The organism is Desemzia sp. FAM 23989 (genome assembly GCF_045528345.1).
Taxonomy (GTDB): Bacteria; Bacillota; Bacilli; order Lactobacillales; family Carnobacteriaceae; genus Desemzia.
In genome coordinates, this window is the sequence record NZ_JBGQQT010000001.1 from 315,909 (window position 1) to 337,137 (window position 21,229).

The following is a 21,229-nucleotide window of genomic DNA, read 5'->3' on the forward strand; positions in this document are numbered from 1 at the left end:
GAAAACAAATGAAATTAGCTCCATCGATCTTGAGTGCAGATTTTGCCAACTTAGAAAGAGATATTAAACTGGTTGAAACTGGAGGTGCCGATTACATCCATATCGACGTGATGGATGGGCATTTTGTGCCAAATATTACATTTGGGCCGAATGCTGTCAGTGCGATTCGTTCGACGACAAAGTTAACTTTGGACTGCCATTTAATGATTGAAAATCCAGAAAATTACATTGCCGATTTTGCTAAAGCAGGGGCAGACATCATCAGCGTGCATGTCGAAAGTACGCCTCATATCCATCGGACGATCCAATTGATCAATGATGCAGGAGTCAAATCCGGAGTAGTGATCAATCCAGGCACGCCGGTTTCTGTAATCGAACCGTTATTAAGCGATGTAGATTTGATTTTAGTCATGACCGTAAATCCAGGATTTGGCGGACAAAGTTTTATTGAACCGTCCCTTGAAAAAATTCGTCAGTTGAAAGCACTGAAAGATACCAACGACTATTCCTATGAAATTGAAGTGGACGGGGGAATCAATGATGAAACAGTCAAATGGTGTCATGAAGCAGGAGCGACTGTTTTTGTAGCTGGTTCTTATATTTATTCAGCTGATAAACCCTTAGAACGCATGAAACAATTGAGAGAAGCGGTTCAAAAATGACACACATAAAAATTATGGTCGGAGGTCCGGAAACAGCTCTTCCGACGGATGTTTACGCTGCTGAAAAAGAAGCTGTGATGTGGATTGGTGTGGACCATGGGGCTATTCGGCTGTTAAAACAGAAGATTGTTCCCGCCATCGCAATAGGTGATTTTGATTCAATTACGAAAGAAGAAATGAAGTTTTTAACCACAAAAGTAACGGATGTCCGTTCATTTCCTTCTGAAAAAGACGATACAGATACAGAATTGGCTATCCAATTAGCATTAGAAGAATACTCAGCCGATAAAATATCCGTTTATGGGGCCACAGCTGGACGTTTAGACCATTTAATGAGTAACCTGTTTTTTATCTTCCAGCCAAGATTCCAGCACCAAGCATCAAAAATTTATTTGTACGATAAATTGAATACAGTTTCGTTTTATCTTCCTGGTGAATATACGGTTACGAAAGAAAACGATAAAAAATACATCGCTTTTGTTTGCATGACACCGGTTAAGAAGTTGTCTTTAAGAGAGGTCAAGTACACCTTGGAAGAAAAAGATTATGCTTATCCAATTTCGTTGGCTAGTAATGAATTTAAAGAACAGACTGCTTCTTTTTCATTTACAGAAGGGTTGATTGCCGTAATTCAAAGCAAAGATTGATAGGTATAAACAAAATAAAAAAGCCTAAGCTTGAATGCCTAGGCTTTTTTTATCTTCTTTATAAGTAGAAAAATTATACACGTTCAACTTTTCCAGATTTAAGAGCACGAGCAGAAACCCATACACGTTTAGGTTTTCCGTCAACTAAAATACGAACTTTTTGCAAGTTAGCGCCGAAACTTCTTTTTGTTTTGTTTACTGCGTGAGAACGGTTGTTACCGCTTCTTGCTTTACGTCCTGTTACATAACATACTTTTGCCATTTTACTTTCCTCCTTTGCCAATAACTGAAGCAAAGCTTCAATCTTCATACCTAAACAATTTAGCATATCTTTATCTTATTTGCAAGATAATTCTTTCAAGTATTTTTACTTGACACAATTAATTTACGATTAGCAAAATAGGGAGAAAAATGAGAGAATAGGTCTATAGATAAGCTGGTTTTCGCTTTTATCTTTTATTCTTCAATATGCTATGCTACAATGTAAGGTAGTTATTTATGACTTTTTAAGTCAAGAGGAGGATTTTAAACATGGCAGTTAAAATCAAAACACAATATGGACTAGTGGATATTTCAAATGAAGTGATTGCTACAGTAGTAGGCGGAGCAGCAACCGAAATTTTCGGGATCGTTGGAATGGCTAGTAAAAATCAAATCCGTGATAATTTAAACGAGATTTTGAAAAAAGAAAATTATTCTAAAGGTGTGATTGTTCGCCAAGAAGATAATGGCGTAGCTGTAGATGTGTATATTATTGTCAGCTATGGGACAAGAATTTCAGAAGTTTGTCGTAATGTACAAGAAAAAGTAAAATACAACTTGGAATCTATGTTAGGTATTTCTGCGAATGCAGTAAATATTTTTGTTCAAGGTGTACGTGTAATACAAGACTAGAAATAGAAGGTTAATGTCACCGTTTCTTGACGTAGTGACATAAGGAGGAAATTAACGGTGAAAGTTGAAAATATTGAAGCGAAACAGTTCCGTTTAATGGTAGCTAGTGGAGCAAAACGATTAGAAAAAAATGCAGAATACGTGAATTCTTTAAACGTATTCCCAGTGCCGGATGGCGATACTGGAACAAACATGAACTTATCCATGACAAGCGGAGCAAAAGCGGTAACGTCAAATCATTCGGATCATGTCGGAGAATTGGCTGGAGCATTAGCTAAAGGACTTTTAATGGGAGCCAGAGGAAACTCTGGAGTTATTTTGTCTCAACTATTTAGAGGATTTGGTAAAGCTTTAGATGGGAAAGAAACGATCAATGCAACTGATTTAGCGAGTGCCTTTACAAGAGGAGTTGAAATTGCGTATAAAGCTGTAATGAAACCTGTTGAAGGAACAATCTTAACAGTGGCCCGTGAGTCTGCAAAAGCTGGTGAGAAAAAAGCTGAGCAAACTACCGATACGATCGAGGTCATGGAAACTGTCTTGTCTTCTGCTAAAAAATCTTTGGCTAAAACACCGGATTTACTACCTGTCTTAAAAGAAGTAGGCGTTGTGGATAGTGGCGGACAAGGACTAGTTTATGTTTTTGAAGGCTTTTTAGAAGCATTATCTGGTAAAGTCGTTGAAGAAGAAGTATATCAACCTACTGAAAGTGAAATGACAGATATGATCAATGCTGAACACCACAGGGGAGTTCACAATCATATCGCAACGGAAGATATTCAATATGGTTACTGTACTGAGATCATGGTTCATATTGGAAAAGGAGAAACTGTCGATAGTGAATTTGATTACGATACTTTCCGCAATCATTTGAGCGAAATCGGTGATTCTTTACTAGTTGTCAATGATGATGAGATTATTAAAGTTCATGTGCATACTGAAAAACCAGGTGAAGTGATGAATTATGGTCAAAAATTTGGTTCACTGGTCAAAATCAAAGTAGACAATATGCGTGAACAACATGACGCATTGATGGACAATGATCAGCCTGCTAAACCGACTAAAAAAGTTCCTTACGGTATTATTGCTGTAGCAGCTGGTGAAGGTATCCAAGACCTATTCAAAAGTTTAGGGGCTAATTACATCATCAATGGCGGACAAACAATGAACCCTAGTACAGAGGATATTTTAAAAGCGATTGATGCAGTAAATGCAGAACAAGTTTTGGTGTTGCCAAACAATAAAAATATCTTTATGGCTGCAGAACAAGCTGCTCAAGAGAGTGAGATTCCTGTAGCTGTGATTCCAAGTCGTACGATTTCTCAAGGAATGACTTCTATGTTGGCCTTTAATGAGCAAAATGATTTAGAGACTAACAAAGCAGAAATGAGCAGTGAGTTGGAAAATGTCATCAGTGGACAAGTTACTAACGCTGTACGTGACACTGAAATCAACGGTGTTAAGATCAAAAAAGATGACTTTATGGGACTTGTAGACGGAGATATTGTTTTGTCTAAAGAAAAGCGTAAAGAGGCTGCTATTGAAACGTTACAACAAATGCTTACCGAAGATAGCGAAATTGTAACGATTCTTTTAGGTGAAGGTGTGCCGCAAAAAGAAGCTGAAGAAATTGCGTCAGAAATTGAAGCTCAATTCTCAGATATAGAAGTTGAAATTCATGAAGGTAAACAGCCTGTTTATCCTTACCTTCTTTCTGTAGAATAAAATCAAGAGTAGACAAAAATAAATCGATTTTCTATTTTATTTCTGTCTACTTTTGATTGATTTAATTCAGTCAGGAAGCATGATAAAGCACTACATAGAGAAAGAGGATGAAAAACACCTAAAACTACACAAGTATTATTCATCCTCTGATTGCTACTGTTGGTTTTTAAAACTCAACTCAACTAAACAGTATGATGTGTAGTATAAAAGGAGCTTGGATTCTATCCCGGCTCCTTTTATAGATATTACCTAATGAAAGGAGGCTTGAGACAATCTGAAGAAAAGTGATTTTTTCATCCTTAGATTGTCAGATATGATGGAAAAAACAATCTATGACTCTGTCTCGGTACTTCAACATGTGGGGGAGAAAAGAGTAGAAGCCTTACAAGATTTAGGAATCCATACTATTGCTGATTTGCTCAATCATTTTCCGTTTCGATATGAAGATATTCAAGTAAAGGATCTCTTTGAGCTGGTCGATCAAGAAAAGACAAGTCTAAGAGGAGAAGTTCTTGCGGATGCAGTTGTTTCTCGCTTTGGTTACAAAAAAAGTCGGTTGTCTTTTCGCATGAAAATCGACCATGCAGTTGTTGTAGTGACTTTTTTTAATCAGCCCTATTTGGCAAATCAAATAGTCGCTGGAAACGAAATAACCGTTTATGGGAAATGGGATGACAAACGAAAAAGTTTATCTGGAATCAAAATAGTCGGACAGTCCTCTGCTCAAGAAGATTCGGATTTCGAATCCGTTTATCATGTCAATAAAAAGATCCGGCAGAAAACCCTTGTGAATCTAGTAAAGCAAGCCTACGAAGAATATAAATGTGTGATCCCTGAAAATATTCCTCAAGAATTGCGGCAAAAATATCGGTTGATCTCACATAAAGAAGCCATTTATGCGATGCATTTTCCTGTTTCGCCCGAACAAACAAAGCAAGCACGTCGAGAAGTGGTCTTTGACGAATTTTTGGTTTACCAAACAAAAATGCAGCTCCTAAGAAAAAAACAGAAAAAAATGGGTTATGGTACAACGATCGATTACGATATCCATCGGTTGAAACAGTTTATTGCTACCCTTCCGTTTGAATTGACCAATGCTCAAAAAAGAGTCGTTAATGAAATCTGTAAAGACTTAAAACAGCCCGTTCATATGCATCGTTTATTACAAGGAGATGTAGGAAGCGGAAAGACTTTAGTAGCGGTCATTGCTATCTATGCGGCTGCTACTGCCGGATTTCAATCGGCTTTAATGGTGCCAACGACGATTCTGGCTGAACAACATATGAAAAGCTTGAACAGCTTATTTGATCCATTGGAAATCAAAACAGCGCTTTTGACGGGTTCGACAACGGCAAAAGAAAAACGGATTATTGAAGAGCAATTGCGTACGGGTGAAATAGATGTGGTTGTTGGTACGCACGCGCTGATTCAAGATAATGTTGAATTTGCCCGTCTAGGAATAGTGATTACTGATGAGCAACACCGCTTTGGAGTCAATCAAAGAAAAAAATTGCGTAGCAAAGGAATCGAACCAGATGTGCTGTTTATGACGGCAACCCCTATTCCAAGAACACTAGCCATTACGGCCTTTGGAGAAATGGATGTTTCTATCATTGACGAAATGCCGGCTGGACGAAAGCCGATTCAGACTACTTGGGTAAAACCAAAACAATTTGAACATACATTGGAGTTCATTGAAAGGCAATTGAATATTGGTTCGCAAGCTTATGTGATTTGTCCGTTAATTGAAGAATCTGAAAGTTTAGACGTGAAAAATGCTACAGAAGTTTACCGCAAATTGTCACAGTTTTACGAGGGTAAATACAAAGTGGGATTATTGCATGGTCAAATGAAGCCGGCTGAAAAAGAAGCTGTCATGCAGTTGTTTCAACAAAATGAAGTGCAAGTGTTAGTTTCTACAACGGTTATTGAGGTAGGAGTAGATGTACCTAATGCTACTACTATGGTGATTTATGATGCTGACCGTTTTGGTTTGGCACAACTGCACCAGCTTAGAGGTCGAGTAGGAAGAGGAGACAAAGCATCTTATTGTATTCTTGTTTCTGACCCTAAAGGTGATGCCGGAATAGAACGCATGAAAATAATGACCGAAACAAATAATGGTTTTATCTTGAGTGAAAAAGATTTAGAATTAAGAGGTCCAGGTGATGTGTTTGGAAATAAACAATCAGGAATACCAGACTTTAAAATAGGAGATATTGTGAACGATTTTGCAGCCTTGGAAACGGCACGTTTAGATGCAGCAGAGTTGGTCCAACGCTCTGATTTTTATACTCATCCGGATTTTGCAGCATTAAGAAAAGCAATAGAGATGGAATCGGTGGATTCTGACACTTTTCATTAACTAAGAATGTTAAATAGAAGCTGATGAAGTGGAATCAGCCTAAGAGGAGGAAAAGTAACATGAGAATTGCAGTAGATGCAATGGGCGGCGATAATGCGCCAAGAGCGATTGTGGAAGGGGTGGTGCTGGCTGCTCAAGAATTTAAGGATATCGAGTTTCAGTTGTATGGAAAAGAAAGTGCGATACGTGAATATCTAATTAATGAAACAAACATTACTATTATTCACACGGATGAAAAAATCAATAGTGAAGATGACCCCGTACGTTCAGTACGCAGGAAAAAAGAGGCTTCGATGGTATTGGCTGCCAAAGCTGTTAAAGAAGGTCGGGCAGATGCTTTATTCTCAGCTGGTAATACCGGAGCTCTACTAGCTTCGGGTTTATTAGTAGTGGGGAGAATAAAAGGAATCGATCGTCCAGGATTGATGGTTACATTGCCTGCTCTTGGCGGCGGGATCGATGCGTTCAATATGATGGATGTTGGGGCAAATGCAGACAGCAAGCCGGAAAATTTGAATCAGTTTGCTACACTTGGAAGCTATTACGCTCATTTTTTACGTGGAATCGACAAACCAAGAGTCGGTTTGTTAAACAATGGGACAGAAGAAAATAAAGGGAATGAACTGAGTAAACAGGCCTATGCATTATTAAAAGAAAACAAAGACATTCACTTTATTGGAAATGTTGAAGCACGCGATTTGTTGAACGGTGTAGCTGATGTAGTGGTGGTAGACGGCTTTACGGGGAATGCTGTGTTGAAAACTGTGGAAGGAACAGCACTGAGCATGATGAAATTAATTAAAAAAGCCATCATGGAAAATGGAACCAAAGCTAAATTAGGCGGAATGCTGTTAAAAGATAGCTTAGCCAATCTGAAAGATGTCTTGGATTATTCCAAACATGGGGGTGGAGTTCTGTTTGGATTGAAAGCTCCCGTTGTAAAAACACATGGCTCTACAGAAAAGGAAGCTGTATATTATACCATCAAGCAGATTCGTGAAATGTTGTCTTCAAACGTTATGGAAGATTTAGTGACTACTTTTGAAGCAAAAAATGAAGCTGAAAAAAGCATAGAGGAATAAAATCCCTAAAGACAAAAAGAACGTTTTCTAAAAAAAGATAGACATGTTTTAGGAATAAAGTTAAAATAGTAAAGGATAAAGTTAGAATACTATAGTCATAGACTGTAAATGAGGGTTGGAGGTGTATTGATTGTCTAACGAAGAAACCTTTGAAATGGTAAAGAAAATTATTGTAGAACGATTTGGTATTGATGAAGACCGCGTAACGGCAGAAATGACGTTCAAAGATGATTTGGGAGCTGATTCATTGGATATTGTGGAATTAGTGATGGAGATGGAAGATGTTTTCGGAACTGAAATATCAGATGAAGATGCTGAACAAATAACCACAGTTGGAAATGCTGTTACTTATATCGCAAATAACCGTAAATAATTATAAATGAACAGACGATGAACCAGAAAAAAATTTCTGGTTCATTTTGTATAATATCAGCTTTTGGTAAATTAGAAGCTTGAATTATAAGAAGCTTGAATTTGCAAATGAAATGCTCATATTTTATATTTTAAAGACATTTTTATGATAAAATGATTAAAAAACTATTGCAATGTAAGTTTTCGCTGTGTATAATTCAATTATGTTATTAAATTAGTTATTATGCAAGTTTAATACTTTTCTCATATTTGATGGGATGTAATGTTTTTAGGAGGTATAATTTTGGCCGTAGAACGTTCTTTATTAGAAATCAATCATTTAGAAACCGCGTTTAGAATTAATGATCAATATTACAATGCTGTTGATGATGTTTCATTAACATTAGAAAATAATGAAATTTTAGCGATTGTTGGAGAATCTGGTAGTGGAAAAAGCACTTTAGCTACTTCTATCGTAGGTTTACACGATCCATTAAACACTCAAATCAAAGGGGAAGCGCTATATAAAGATTTGAATTTACTTAATTTGAATGAACAATTGTATAATCGCATCCGCGGAAATGATATCGGGATGATTTTCCAAGATCCCCTGGGGTCACTAAATCCTTTGATGACCATCCATGATCAAATTGCTGAGGCGTTGATCTATCATACTAAATTAGATAGTGAAGCCCGAACAAATCGTGTTTTAGAATTGCTGAATCAAGTTGGTATCCCAAATCCGCCACGCGTGATGAAACAATACCCTCACGAATTATCGGGTGGAATGAGACAACGGGTAGTGATCGCGATTGCGTTATCATGTAAACCGCCGATCATTATCGCTGATGAGCCAACTACAGCTTTGGATGTGACCATCCAAGCACAAATCTTAGATTTATTAAAAGACTTGCAAGAAGAAACCGGAACTGGAATCATCCTGATCACTCATGACTTAGGTGTTGTGGCTGAAATGGCTGACCGTGTGGCTGTAATGTATGCAGGGGAAATCGTTGAAGAAGCTACTGCACTGGAACTGTTTGAAAATCCAATGCATCCTTATACGCGTTCTTTACTAAATTCAATGCCGCAAAACAGCGATGAATTAGAAGATGAGAACAAAGAATTGCATGTAATTCAAGGAACGGTACCTTCACTTTCTAAAATGAAACGTACAGGATGTCGATTTGCTCCGCGTATTCCGTGGATCGCAGATGAAGAACATGAAGAAAATCCTACCTTGCATGAAGTAGCACCAAATCATTTTGTCAGATGTACTTGCTACAAACATTTCCATTTTGAAGGGGAGGATGAGTAGCATGGGGTTTATTGAAATTAAAGATTTAAAAGTACATTATCCAATACGCGGCGGTTTTTTTAATACGATCCAAGATCACGTACGTGCAGTGGACGGTGTTTCTTTTGAAATAGAAACTGGGAAAACATATGGCCTTGTCGGAGAATCCGGTTCTGGAAAAACGACTATTGGAAAATCCATTATTGGATTAGAAAAGATTACTTCTGGTCAAGTATTTTATGATGGAGAAGATGTCACCAATAAAGCTAGAAAGCGATCTGGAAAGTATGAAGAATACAACCGTGAAGTTCAAATGATCTTCCAAGATTCTGCTTCTTCTTCTAATCCAAAGAAACGTATTATTGATGTGATTGCAGAACCTATCCGCAACTTTACTAAATTGACTCCAGGAGAAGAGAAAAAACGAATCCTTGAGTTGTTAGATATTGTCGGTATGCCGGAAGATGCGCTGTATAAATACCCGCATGAATTTTCAGGTGGTCAACGCCAACGTATCGGTGTTGCGCGAGCAGTTGCTTGTCAGCCTAAATTGATCATTGCAGATGAACCTACGTCAGCGTTGGACTTGTCTGTTCAAGCTCAAGTATTGAACTTTATGCGCAACATCCAAGATCAATATCAATTAAGTTACTTATTTATTTCACATGACTTGGGTGTTGTAAAACACATGTCTGATGACATTGCTATTATGCACAGAGGAAGATTTGTTGAAGTAGGAAGTAAAAATGAAATCTTCAACAATCCTCAACACATTTACACGAAACGTTTACTATCTGCGATTCCGGATATCAATCCCAGAGGTCGTGAAGAGCATAAAGCCATTCGAAAAGCAGTGGAGAAAGAATACACTGAATCTGAAAGTCACTATTATGACGAAAACAATCGTGTATATGATTTGAAATCTCTGACAGACACTCATCTTGTCGCGTTGAAACCAGACGATAAAGGAGGAGATTTCTAATGTGGAAAACAATATTAAGACGTGTTCTCGTCATGATTCCTCAAGTTTTTGTTCTGAGCATTATAGTTTTTGCTTTAGCTCAAGCGATGCCGGGGGACCCATTTACTGGATTAATTACTCCGCAAACAGATCCTGCTGTTATTGAAAACTTACGTGAACAAGCTGGATTGAATGATCCTATTCCAGTTCAATATGTTCGTTGGTTGGGAAATGCTGTTCAAGGGGACTTTGGACAAAGCTATACGTATAAGATTCCTGTTTCCTCTATCATAGGGCAGCGTGCAGGGAATACCGTTCTGTTATCTTTATTATCCTTTATTTTGACGTACTTGATCGCTATTCCACTAGGAATGCTGGCTGGTCGGTACAACAACTCTTGGTTGGATAAGATAGTGGTAGTCTATAATTATGTGAGTTACGCTATTCCAACTTTTGTTCTGGCATTGCTAATGTTGTGGCTGTTTGGCTATACGCTGAATTGGTTCCCAACTAGTGGATCGGTTGATGTTACTCTAGCTGCTGGTTCAATGGACTATTATTTAAATAAAGGCTTCCACTTGATATTGCCAGCTATCACCTATGCTTTACTTGGGACAACAACGATCATTCAATACTTAAGAAGTGAAGTAGTAGATGCTAAAACACAAGACTACGTTAAAACTGCCCGCTCAAAAGGGGTTCCTGAAAAAGTGGTTTATAGTCGTCACATCTTTAGAAACTCTGCATTGCCGATTGCATCGACAATGGGGTATCAAATCACCGGTTTAATCGGCGGATCAATATTTATTGAAAAAATCTTTGCTTTTCCAGGAATGGGGCAATTGTTTATTAGTTCCTTAACTTCTCGTGATTACAGTGTCATTGTGGCGTTGACTCTGCTGTTTGGGGTAGCTACTTTAGTAGGTACGCTCTTGTCGGACATTATCATGACAATTGTAGATCCTCGTATTCGCATTGACTAACAGCGGGAAATCAGATGAAAGGAATGAAATAAATGGCTGCTAATACAAATACAGAAGCACAAACTCAAGATATGAAAACCAGTGTCCCGCCTATGGGAGTTAAAGTTATTGTTAGAGAATTTGCTAAAGACAAAGGTGCTTTGATTGCTTTAGTTCTTTTGGTACTTTTGATTGTCGGCGTTATGATAGGATCTTATGTTATTGATCAAGATAAGATCATGTGGGTCAGTTTATTAGACCAGTATGCTCCACCAGGAGATAAGTTTCTGCTTGGAGCAGATTCCGGTGGACGGGATATATTCGGTCAATTATTAATTGGTGGTAGAAACTCTATTTTAATAGGGATCGCGGTTACTTTTATCACAACAGTGATTGGGATTACAGTTGGTTTAATCGCTGGTTATTACGGAGGATTAGTAGACAATATTTTAATGCGTATCATTGACTTTATTATGGTATTGCCTACAACAATGTTGATCATTGTATTTATTACCATCATACCAAACTATAATGTTTGGACATTTATTTTTATTATGAGTGCGTTCTACTGGACTGGACAAGCACGACTCGTTCGGAGTAAAGCTTTATCTGAAGGCAGACGTGATTATGTTAGTGCCTCTAAAACAATGGGGACCAGTTCTTTAAAAATTATGTTCCGAGAAATTATGCCTAACTTAAGTTCAATCATTATTGTTGATTTGACCTTGAATTTTGCGGCAAACATCGGAATTGAAACTGGCCTTTCTTATCTTGGTTTCGGGCTACCGTCCAGTACACCAAGTTTAGGAACTTTGGTCAGTTACGCTACTTCTCCAGATATTTTGGAGAATAAAACATGGGTTTGGTTGCCAGCATCGTTATTGATTTTAGTATTGATGTTGTGTATAAACTATGTCGGCCAAGCATTGAAACGTGCGGCAGACTCTAAACAACGATTAGGATAAGAAAAGGGGAGAGTTACATGAGCAAAAGAAAATTAGGTTTATTAACAGGTTCGGCTGCACTTGCGTTAATTTTAGCTGCATGTGGTGGTGGAACGGATGACACGACAGAATCATCCGCAGATGGCGGGGACGCTTCTGAAGGCACTGAAGAAGCAGGAGTTGTTGAGTTTGAATCTGCTGTAACAAACGAAGGCGAAGTTATGGACGGCGGAACTTTAAACGTAGCTTTAGTTACTAGTTCTCCTTTCCAAGGACTCTTCAGTTTGGAACTTTACGAAGATGCATACGATGCTGATTTAATGCAATTCGCTGTGGAAGAAATTTTTTCTACAGATGAAAATTTCCAAATTACAAATGATGGAGCTGTTAGTTTAGATTTTAATCAAGAAGCAAAAACAGCGACACTAACAGTTAATGAAGGTGTAACATGGTCAGATGGGGAACCTGTTACTGCTGAAGACTTACTGTATTCATATGAAGTAATCGGAAGTCCTGATTATACAGGAATTCGTTACGACTCTTCTTTTACAAATATTGTAGGGATGGAAGAATACAATAGTGGTGCTGCAGATACCATCTCTGGAATTACTGTAAATGATGATAAAAGTATTACAATTGAATACCTAGAAGTTCACCCAGGAATGCTTCAATCTGGTGGTGGAATTTGGGCTGGCGCAATGCCTAAGCACCAATTAGAAAATATTGCTATTGCTGATCTGGAAGGTTCAGAAGAAATCCGCAACAATCCAATTGGCTTTGGACCATTTGCTGTTTCGAACATCGTTCCGGGAGAGTCAGTTGAATTTGTAGCTAACGAACATTACTACAAAGGCGCACCTATTTTAGACAACGTTATTGTTGAAGTTGTTCCTCCAGAAAGTATCGTTGCTGCTCTTGAAAATGGCGAATACGATCTAGCTTTATCTATGCCGACTGATGAATACCCAACATATGCAGATCTTCCTGGATACACGTTATTAGGTAGAGAAGAATTAGCATACACTTACATTGGGTTCAAATTAGGAACTTGGGATTCTGAAGCCAGCGAAGTTGTGCCAAATCCTGATGCTAAAATGGCAAGTAAAGAATTGCGCCAAGCTATGGGATACGCTATCGATAACAATGCTGTAGCGACTCAATTCTATAACGGATTGCGTTCAAATGCGAATACGGCTATCATCCCTGCATTTGGAGATTTCCATAATGCGGACGTTGAAGGTTACACATATGATCCAGATATGGCAAATAAATTGTTAGATGATGCTGGATTTGAAGATACAGATGGAGATAACTTCCGTGAGGATCAAAATGGTGAACAATTGGTCATCAACTTTGCTTCTATGGCTGGTGGAGATACAGCAGAACCAATTGCTGAATATTACATGCAATCATGGGCACAAATTGGCTTGAACGTACAATTAACAGATGGGCGTTTGCTTGAGTTCAACAGTTTCTATGACCGTCTTGAAGCAGATGATGAAGGAATCGATATCTATCAAGGAGCTTGGGGAACAGGTACTGATCCTAACCCAGAAGGCTTGTATGGAAGAAATTCAGCATTCAACTACACTCGTTGGAGTAGTGATGAAAATGATGCCCTTCTTGACAAAATTTCTGGAAGAGCGGATGATGCAGACGGTAATGCTTGGGATAGCGAATGGATCACGACTCAATACCACGATTGGCAAGAGTACTTCTCTGAAGAAGCACCAATCATCCCGACATTGTTCCGTAATGAAATCTTACCAGTAAACAACCGCGTAGCTAACTACGACTGGGGTTATGATGCAGATCCAGAATTTGGATGGCATGCAGTTGGAGTTACTCAAGAAGAAGCAGTAACTGAATAATTCCAGTTTTTCTAAAAAGAAGTAAGAGTGTCATGCTCTTGCTTCTTTTTTGTATAGGCTAAAATCGAATTTCATCACGTCATACGCATGAAAAAAATGAAATAGAAAATAAGATTACGAATCCTCACATCTCTAGTCTGCTAAAAGAAAAATGCGGAGGTGGGCGACATGAACGAGATTTTTCATCTGTTGAGTGAAGAGGAAGACTTGCTTTTTTGAATTTCTCAAAATACTGAGACACGCTTTTTAAGCTGTGACTCATTTGAGACCAGTGATATTTCTGGAGGAAATTTCACCTCATAGAGCCGCCCCTACTTATTAAGAGCGCGTTTTAAAAAGAAGACCTTAATTTTTAGGAGAAAATTACTTTTCATGCGTATGACGTGGGATTTCATGAATAAACGTTTATTTTTGTTGCAAAAACCAGTATAATAAGGCAGTAAGAGTATTATGATGGAAAAAGGGGAATCACAAATGAATAAAGAGTTCTTAGCAAAATTGAAGTCAACGTTTCAAATAGAATTTAACAACACTGACTTTTTAAGTGAAGCATTTACCCATTCATCATATGTGAATGAGCACCGGGAATTGGATTTGAAGGACAATGAACGTATTGAATTTTTGGGAGACGCAGTACTAGAGTTAACCGTAACGAAGTACTTGTTTAGAGAATACCCAAATCTTCCAGAAGGCAAATTGACTCGTTTGAGAGCTGCTATCGTTTGTGAAGCCAGCCTTAGCCAGTTTGCTAAAGAATGTGGATTCGACCAATACATTCTTTTAGGTAAAGGCGAAGAGCGCATGAATGGAAGAAAAAGACCTTCTTTATTATGTGATTTGTTCGAGTCATTTATAGGAGCTTTGTATCTAGACCAAGATCTAGTAGGCGTGATAAGTTTCTTAGATAAAACAATCTTTCCGCGGATCAAGTCCGGTGCTTTTTCACATGTGATGGATCATAAAACCAATTTGCAAGAGTTTTTACAACGCAATGGAGAAGTTGCCATAGACTATTTATTGGTAGAAGAAGTCGGACCTGCACACGAAAAAGAATTTTTGGTGGAAGTCCATGCAGAAGGCAATATTCTTGGGCAAGGAAAAGGAAAATCCAAGAAAGCTGCAGAGCAAGTAGCTGCTGCTAACGCCTTAGAGAATTTAAAGAGCGTAGAATAAAATGGGGATCTTTCTATACATTACACAAACAACGAAAGTTAGGTGTTTTTGCTAACGTTCGTTGTTTGTGTAATGATAGAAGGACATCAAATTTTTAAGTGTATGATAAAAATAAACATATGTATATGGATAAAAACTGTATTTTATCCAGTGTGAGGATATAGGAAGGAGCCAGTCTTCGTGCAATTGAAGAAAATAGATATTAGTGGTTTTAAGTCTTTTGCTGCTAAAACGACTATCGAATTTAACGAAGGCGTAACGGCTGTTGTTGGACCAAACGGAAGTGGAAAGAGCAATATTATTGAAGCCATTCGTTGGGTAATGGGAGAACAGTCCGCAAAAAGTTTACGTGGTGGGAAAATGAATGACATCATTTTCGCAGGGTCAGAATCACGTAAACCAGTTAATATAGCAGAAGTAACACTGGTATTGGATAATCAAGATCAATTTTTGCCTCTTGATTTTTCGGAAGTCAGTATTACCAGACGCTTGAATCGATTAGGAGATAGTGAATTTTATATTAATAAACAAGCATGCCGCTTAAAAGATATCGTCGATTTATTTATGGATTCGGGATTAGGAAAAGAATCATTCTCCATTATTTCTCAAGGGAAAGTTGAATCCATTTTTAATAGCAAACCAGAAGATCGACGCGCAATCTTTGAAGAAGCAGCTGGCGTGTTGAAATACAAAACGAAAAAGAAAAAAGCGGAACAGAAATTGATCGAAACAAAAGATAATTTAAATCGTGTGCAAGATATTGTCTATGAATTGGAAACGCAAATTGAGCCGTTGAAAATTCAAAGTACCATTGCAAAAGATTATCTTCAACAAAAAGAACAACTAAGAGATGTAGAAATTGGGCTTGCAGCGGTTGAGATCAATCAGTTCAAATTAGAATGGCAAGAACAACAGCAAAAAATGGAACAGCTCGACAGCCAATTAGTGGAGATGAAAAAAAATACTCAAGGAATGGAAACTGATTTAACCGTTTTTCGTGAACAGAAGCAGCAACTGTCTCAACAAGTAGACTTGTATCAGGAAAAATTAGTTCATTCTATTCAGTCTATTGAGCAGTTGGAAGGAAAGAAAAATGTTTTAAGTGAACGTACGAAACACACGCAAGAAAACAAAGAAAAAGCCCTTCAATCCAAAGAACAATTGGCTCTTCAATTGCAAGAAACATTAGGTCAATTAGATGGAGTTACAGCCAGTATCAAGTTGAAAGAAAACGAACAGAAGCAGTTGTTAAAAGAGTTGAAAGAAGTTAAAAAAGAACGCGAATTATTATCTGGTAATCAAAAGCAAATGGAAGATAATTTGCGTGATGAGTACATTGATATGATGCAACAAGAGACATCTTTAAAAAATGAACAAACGTATTTGTTGAAAAATTCTTCTCAGTACGAACTGCGGAATGTGAGGTCTCAGTCGTCTAAGCATCATCTGCAAAATGACGTTCAACAATTGACAGAGCAATCGCGTATTAAAAAAGAACAGTTAACACTTGTGCAACAAGAGATTGCAGAGAAACTACTGCAATTCCAAGAAAAACAAGCTCAGCTGCAAGCCTTAAAAAAAGATCGAGAAGTTAAAGAAAATCAGTTATACGATGCTATGCGTGTGTTGCAGCAAGCTAAAGCAAAACGAGACAGTTTAAAAGAATTAAGCGATGACTATACTGGCTTCTATCAAGGGGTTAGGGAAGTGTTGAAGCAAAAAGATCGGATAGGCGGAATAGTTGGAGCGGTTACAGAATTGATTGAAGTACCTAAACAACTGGAATTAGCTATTGATATAGCTCTAGGAGCCGCTGGACAACATATCGTAGTCCAAGACGAGACAAGCGGGAGACGCGCTATCCAATTTTTAAAACAAAAACATTCAGGAAGAGCTACTTTCTTACCTTTGACATCGATCAAACCAAGATTTTTACCCGAATCCATTCAAACACAAGCTAAATCTATTGCAGGATACATTGGCATCGGAAGCGAGATCATCCAATACCCAGAACAAGTGAAAACGATTTTGCAAAACTTACTGGGAACGACATTGATAGCTGAAAATTTAGAAGCTGCTAATCAATTAGCTAAACATTTCCATTACAAGTATCGAGTCGTTTCTCTGGAAGGAGATGTGATGAATGCTGGAGGTTCAATGACGGGTGGTTCGAACAAAAAAGGCAATAAAGGCAGTTTACTATCTAGAAAAAATGATTTGCAGTCTTTAAAAGGACAAATCCAACAGATGGATGAATTGATGCAGCAAAAAGAAATCGATATACGCGGTATTAAACAATCTGAAAGAAAAGAAGAGCAGTTATTAAACGAATACCGTGAAATCGGTGAGCAAAAAAGATTGGAAGAACAAGAATTGAAGAGCAAGTCCAATCACCTAGAAGAGGAAATTCACCGATTAACGAGAGAATTGAAAGCTCAAGAATATGAAGCATCGGCTGCTAAACAAGAAGCCGACGAAACAGCTGAACGATTGAACGCTATCCAAACAGAATTGACAGCTGTGCAAGAAAAAATGACCGTTTTAACGAAGCAAATGGATATGGTCTCTTCTCAAAACGAAGAAAAAGAAGTGAAAAAAACACAATTAACTGAAAATTATCAGCAATTGATCGCTCGATCAGCTACTCTTCAGGAGCATTTAAACGGGTTGGCGAAAGAGCAAGAGCGTTTAAGTCAATATACCAGTCAACTTGAACAACAACTGACTATCTTGGAAAATCAGCTGAAAGAAACGAATCAATTTGACGGCAATCATCAACTGACCAAACAAGAGATCGAAGAAACGTTGAAACAGCTGAAAACTGATAAATTAGAGGTCGAAGAGCTGTTGAAACAGCACAAACAAGAGAAACAACTAGTGGAAGAAAAAATGGAGGCATTGGATCAGCAAATGTCCATTAAACACAATCAACGTCAATCTGTGTTAGAAAAAAGAGCGACTATCGAAATCGCAATGAACCGCTTAGATGTAGCTATTGAGAGCCGACTGACTCTTTTGAGTGAAGGATATGGATTAACGTTTGAAGCTGCTAAAGACTTTACAATCACCGTATCTTTAGAAGACGCCAGACGAACAGTCAAACTATTGAAGCAAGGCATTGAAGAATTGGGTACAGTGAATCTAGCAGCTATAGATGAGTATGAACGTGTCAATGAACGGTATACCTTCTTATCGGAACAAAAAGCCGACTTGGAGGATGCCAAAAATAGTTTGTTTGAGACGATGGATGAGATGGATGCGGAAGTGACTAAACGTTTCTCAGAAATGTTTGAAGCGATACGCGGTCAATTTTCTGCTGTTTTCCAACAATTATTTGGCGGTGGAACAGCTGAATTAAAATTGACGGATCCATCTAACTTATTGACTACCGGAATCGAGATAATTGCTCAGCCTCCTGGTAAAAAGCTGCAGCAATTGAGTTTGCTTTCGGGTGGAGAACGTTCATTGACAGCTATTGCCCTTCTTTTTTCTATCTTACTTGTTCGTCCTGTTCCATTTTGTATTTTAGATGAAGTAGAAGCGGCTTTAGATGAAGCAAATGTAGTTCGTTTCGGACGTTATTTGCGTAAATTTGAAAAGGACACGCAGTTTATTGTGATTACTCATCGAAAGGGTACGATGCAAGAAGCAAACGGCCTTTACGGAGTTACAATGCAAGAATCGGGTGTTTCAAAAATTGTTTCTGTCCGTTTGGAAGAAATCGGAACTATGCCTTCAGGTAAGTAATATTTGAAAATAGAGGAGCGTATCCTAACATGATGAAATTAATCGCCGTTGATTTAGACGGGACACTTTTAAAGAGTGATGGAAGTATATCGTTAGAAAATAAAGAAGCTTTAAATCGTGCAAAAAATCTAGGCATTAAAGTCGTGATTTGTACAGGACGTCCGTTACTGAGTGTAGCGGCCATCCTGGATGAAATGAATTTAAGAGAGCCTGGAGATTATGTGATTACTTATAATGGCGGTTTAGTCCAAAAGGCAGACACAGGGGAAATTTTATCTGAGAAGTCACTGACCAAGGCAGACGCTGTAGAATTATACAACTTGAGCAAGTCGCTTAATTTGCCGTGTAATCTGTTAGATTTGGACAATATTTATGAGCTTCCCTATCCGAAAGACAGAGAGTCATGGTACAGCAGCACTAAACCAGCGTTGCCGTTTGTGACGACTACTTTGGAAGAACTTCCAGATGACAGTCGATTCAATAAAATTATTTTCTGTTACGAAGAAAAGGTATTGAACGAAGAAATCAAAGGTATCCCACCCGAATTCTATGAAAAATTCACGATCATGAAATCTCGTCCTATTTTGATTGAAATGATGAATAATGAAGTCGATAAAGGAAAAGGAATCGAAATTTTATGTCATTTACTGGGGTTCCAAGCAAATGAAGTAATGGCCTTTGGAGATGAAGCTAACGATCATGCTATGATTGAGTTTGCTGGGATGGGTGTTGCGATGGGCAACGCTACTACAGCTTTAAAAGAGGTTGCCGATTACATTACAGATACAAATGATAACCATGGGATCGCCCAAGCTATTAAGAAATTTATTTTGACGAATACAGATCATGCTTAACTGAACAAGTGAGGACATGAAGAAAAGGGGATGAAGATATGGGATTATTTGATCGTATTAAACAAGCGTTTACTGGTGAAAAACCAGAAGAAACACAGGACCAAGCACCAGTTGAACAAAATGAAACCACGGAAAAATACGAAAAAGGATTAGAAAAAACAAGGAAATCTTTTTCCAGTCGAATGAACGAGTTATTTGCGAATTTCCGCACTGTTGATGAGGATTTTTTCGAAGAATTGGAAGAAGTCTTAATCGAATCGGATGTTGGGTTTGAAGTAACGATGGAAATCACAGAAGCATTGAGACAAGAAGTGAAATTGAGAAATCCTAAAGGAAAAAAAGAAGTCCAACAAGTGATTATTGAAAAAATGGTTGCTATTTACGAAGAAAGCGAAACAGGAGACCGTTCTATTGCATTGAACGAGGATGGGCTTACTGTGGTATTATTTGTCGGAGTAAATGGCGTAGGAAAGACAACAACTATCGCTAAAATGGCTCATCAGTACATTACTGAAGGTAAAAAAGTGATCCTTGCTGCTGGTGATACGTTTAGAGCAGGAGCAATCGAACAGTTGGAAGTATGGGGAGAAAGAGTTGGAGCGCCTGTAGTTTCCGGTAAAGCGGGTGGAGATCCAGCTTCTGTTGTCTTCGATGCTGTCAAACGTGCTAAAGCAGAAAATGCAGATATTCTTTTTGTGGATACAGCGGGACGTTTACAGAATAAAGTTAACTTGATGAAAGAATTAGAAAAAATGAAACGAGTGATCTCTAAAGAAATTCCAGACGGTCCTCACGAAGTTTTGTTGGTCTTAGACGCTACAACTGGGCAAAATGCCTTGATCCAAGCGCGTCAATTTAAAGAAACAACCGACGTTACAGGATTGGTGCTGACTAAGTTGGATGGAACAGCCAAAGGTGGTATCGTATTGGCTATTCGTAAGGAACTAGGTATTCCGGTTAAATATGTAGGTCTTGGAGAAAGTATGAACGATTTACAAGAATTCGAACCGAATGATTTCGTCTATGGTTTATTTAGTGAAATGATCAAAGACAGTCTTTAAGAAGAAAATTACCTAGAAGATGCAGACGTTTCCAATGTTGAAACGTCTGCTTTTTTGTTCGCCCAGCATGGGCGAACTCTAACGGGTGCAAGTCCCGAATGCGACCTGACAGTGGTAAGCATATAGCTGACGGCAAGGGTGTCCACCGTGAGGTGGAATCTGAAGGAAGCCCAAGGCAAAACTCTGGTCTGACGAACAGAAACCATATAAGAGGTGAGTCGAGTGGATAAGGCTGCGAAAGAAGCTGAAGTCCGATAACTGTTATAACTCGAAGCATAAATGTGGCAGATAGATGGAGTGAAAGAGTTCGCACCTTAACTGGGGAGGTCTCATGATGTTATCCCAAATACACTTAGTGATAAGTGCTTGACTCATGAGAAGTCAGCCGAGGTCGTAGTAGTGAAGACAGCTAGTGAAAGCTAGAAAGAGCGAAGGACCGAACAATTTTATCGTTACAAACATCTTTATTGGAGGTCGCCAAAGACTACTGGTTACAACAGCGTAAAAGTAGATAGCTGCCTTACGAGAACAGAAAAGGAGTAACAAACATGCATGAAAACAGGACATTGGATAGAATCCTATCCAGAAATAATTTAAACGAAGCCTTTCGACAAGTGGAACGGAACAAAGGTG

17 protein-coding genes are annotated in these 21,229 nt (G+C 38.3%); 16 read left to right on the forward strand and 1 reads right to left on the reverse strand.

Features of this window, described 5'->3' with window-relative positions; translation table 11 throughout:
* Nucleotides 1-8 precede the first annotated feature (8 nt).
* Together rpe and ACEN36_RS01445 are read left to right on the forward strand one after the other, a co-directional pair.
* On the forward strand, nt 9-662 hold the full coding sequence (gene rpe / locus ACEN36_RS01440) for a ribulose-phosphate 3-epimerase (protein WP_407101736.1): 654 nt from the start codon (nt 9-11) through the stop codon (nt 660-662).
* Nucleotides 659-1,309 (forward strand): thiamine diphosphokinase, encoded by a 651-nt coding sequence (locus ACEN36_RS01445; RefSeq protein ID WP_407101738.1) that lies wholly within the window; start codon nt 659-661, stop codon nt 1,307-1,309. Before rpe ends, ACEN36_RS01445 begins: the two co-directional genes overlap by 4 nt.
* Before the next feature lie 73 nt (nt 1,310-1,382).
* On the opposite strand, the gene rpmB is transcribed toward ACEN36_RS01445, so the two are convergent.
* Nucleotides 1,383-1,571 (reverse strand): 50S ribosomal protein L28, encoded by a 189-nt coding sequence (gene rpmB, locus ACEN36_RS01450; RefSeq protein WP_204210741.1) that lies wholly within the window; start codon nt 1,569-1,571, stop codon nt 1,383-1,385.
* A gap of 269 nt (nt 1,572-1,840) precedes the next feature.
* Between rpmB and ACEN36_RS01455 the strand changes: the two genes are divergently transcribed.
* The 14 genes from ACEN36_RS01455 (at nt 1,841) to ftsY (ending at nt 20,596) form a co-directional block, all read left to right on the forward strand.
* The gene (locus ACEN36_RS01455) at nt 1,841-2,203 is read left to right on the forward strand and encodes an Asp23/Gls24 family envelope stress response protein (protein WP_204210742.1); all 363 of its coding nucleotides are present in this window, start codon (nt 1,841-1,843) and stop codon (nt 2,201-2,203) included.
* A gap of 57 nt (nt 2,204-2,260) precedes the next feature.
* Complete coding sequence (locus tag ACEN36_RS01460) at nt 2,261-3,928, forward strand: DAK2 domain-containing protein (RefSeq protein WP_407101740.1); 1,668 nt, start codon at nt 2,261-2,263, stop codon at nt 3,926-3,928.
* A gap of 316 nt (nt 3,929-4,244) precedes the next feature.
* Nucleotides 4,245-6,293, forward strand: coding sequence for an ATP-dependent DNA helicase RecG (gene recG / locus ACEN36_RS01465; protein WP_407125798.1), 2,049 nt, complete (start codon nt 4,245-4,247; stop codon nt 6,291-6,293).
* A 59-nt stretch (nt 6,294-6,352) separates the two neighbouring features.
* On the forward strand, nt 6,353-7,375 hold the full coding sequence (gene plsX / locus ACEN36_RS01470) for a phosphate acyltransferase PlsX (protein WP_407125792.1): 1,023 nt from the start codon (nt 6,353-6,355) through the stop codon (nt 7,373-7,375).
* A gap of 130 nt (nt 7,376-7,505) precedes the next feature.
* Nucleotides 7,506-7,748 carry an acyl carrier protein gene (gene acpP, locus ACEN36_RS01475; RefSeq protein ID WP_407095362.1) on the forward strand — a complete coding sequence of 81 codons (243 nt, stop codon included), beginning with the start codon at nt 7,506-7,508 and terminating at the stop codon, nt 7,746-7,748.
* Nucleotides 7,749-8,009: 261 nt separating this feature from the next.
* Nucleotides 8,010-9,044: an ABC transporter ATP-binding protein gene (locus ACEN36_RS01480; RefSeq protein WP_407095361.1), complete on the forward strand. Its 1,035-nt coding sequence runs from the start codon at nt 8,010-8,012 to the stop codon at nt 9,042-9,044.
* A 1-nt stretch (nt 9,045) separates the two neighbouring features.
* Complete coding sequence (locus ACEN36_RS01485; RefSeq protein ID WP_407095359.1) at nt 9,046-10,005, forward strand: ATP-binding cassette domain-containing protein; 960 nt, start codon at nt 9,046-9,048, stop codon at nt 10,003-10,005.
* Nucleotides 10,005-10,967 carry an oligopeptide ABC transporter permease gene (gene opp4B, locus ACEN36_RS01490; RefSeq protein WP_407095357.1) on the forward strand — a complete coding sequence of 321 codons (963 nt, stop codon included), beginning with the start codon at nt 10,005-10,007 and terminating at the stop codon, nt 10,965-10,967. Before ACEN36_RS01485 ends, opp4B begins: the two co-directional genes overlap by 1 nt.
* Before the next feature lie 32 nt (nt 10,968-10,999).
* The gene (locus ACEN36_RS01495; RefSeq protein WP_407095356.1) at nt 11,000-11,911 is read left to right on the forward strand and encodes an ABC transporter permease; all 912 of its coding nucleotides are present in this window, start codon (nt 11,000-11,002) and stop codon (nt 11,909-11,911) included.
* Between the two features lie 17 nt (nt 11,912-11,928).
* Nucleotides 11,929-13,761, forward strand: a complete 1,833-nt coding sequence (locus tag ACEN36_RS01500; protein ID WP_407095354.1) for an oligopeptide ABC transporter substrate-binding protein — start codon at nt 11,929-11,931, stop codon at nt 13,759-13,761.
* Nucleotides 13,762-14,235: 474 nt separating this feature from the next.
* Nucleotides 14,236-14,934, forward strand: a complete 699-nt coding sequence (rnc, locus tag ACEN36_RS01505) for a ribonuclease III (protein ID WP_407095353.1) — start codon at nt 14,236-14,238, stop codon at nt 14,932-14,934.
* A 180-nt stretch (nt 14,935-15,114) separates the two neighbouring features.
* Nucleotides 15,115-18,681 carry a chromosome segregation protein SMC gene (gene smc / locus ACEN36_RS01510; RefSeq protein WP_407095351.1) on the forward strand — a complete coding sequence of 1,189 codons (3,567 nt, stop codon included), beginning with the start codon at nt 15,115-15,117 and terminating at the stop codon, nt 18,679-18,681.
* Between the two features lie 29 nt (nt 18,682-18,710).
* Nucleotides 18,711-19,535 carry a Cof-type HAD-IIB family hydrolase gene (locus tag ACEN36_RS01515; protein WP_407125793.1) on the forward strand — a complete coding sequence of 275 codons (825 nt, stop codon included), beginning with the start codon at nt 18,711-18,713 and terminating at the stop codon, nt 19,533-19,535.
* Nucleotides 19,536-19,573: 38 nt separating this feature from the next.
* The gene (gene ftsY, locus ACEN36_RS01520) at nt 19,574-20,596 is read left to right on the forward strand and encodes a signal recognition particle-docking protein FtsY (RefSeq protein WP_407125794.1); all 1,023 of its coding nucleotides are present in this window, start codon (nt 19,574-19,576) and stop codon (nt 20,594-20,596) included.
* Nucleotides 20,597-21,229: the final 633 nt, after the last annotated feature.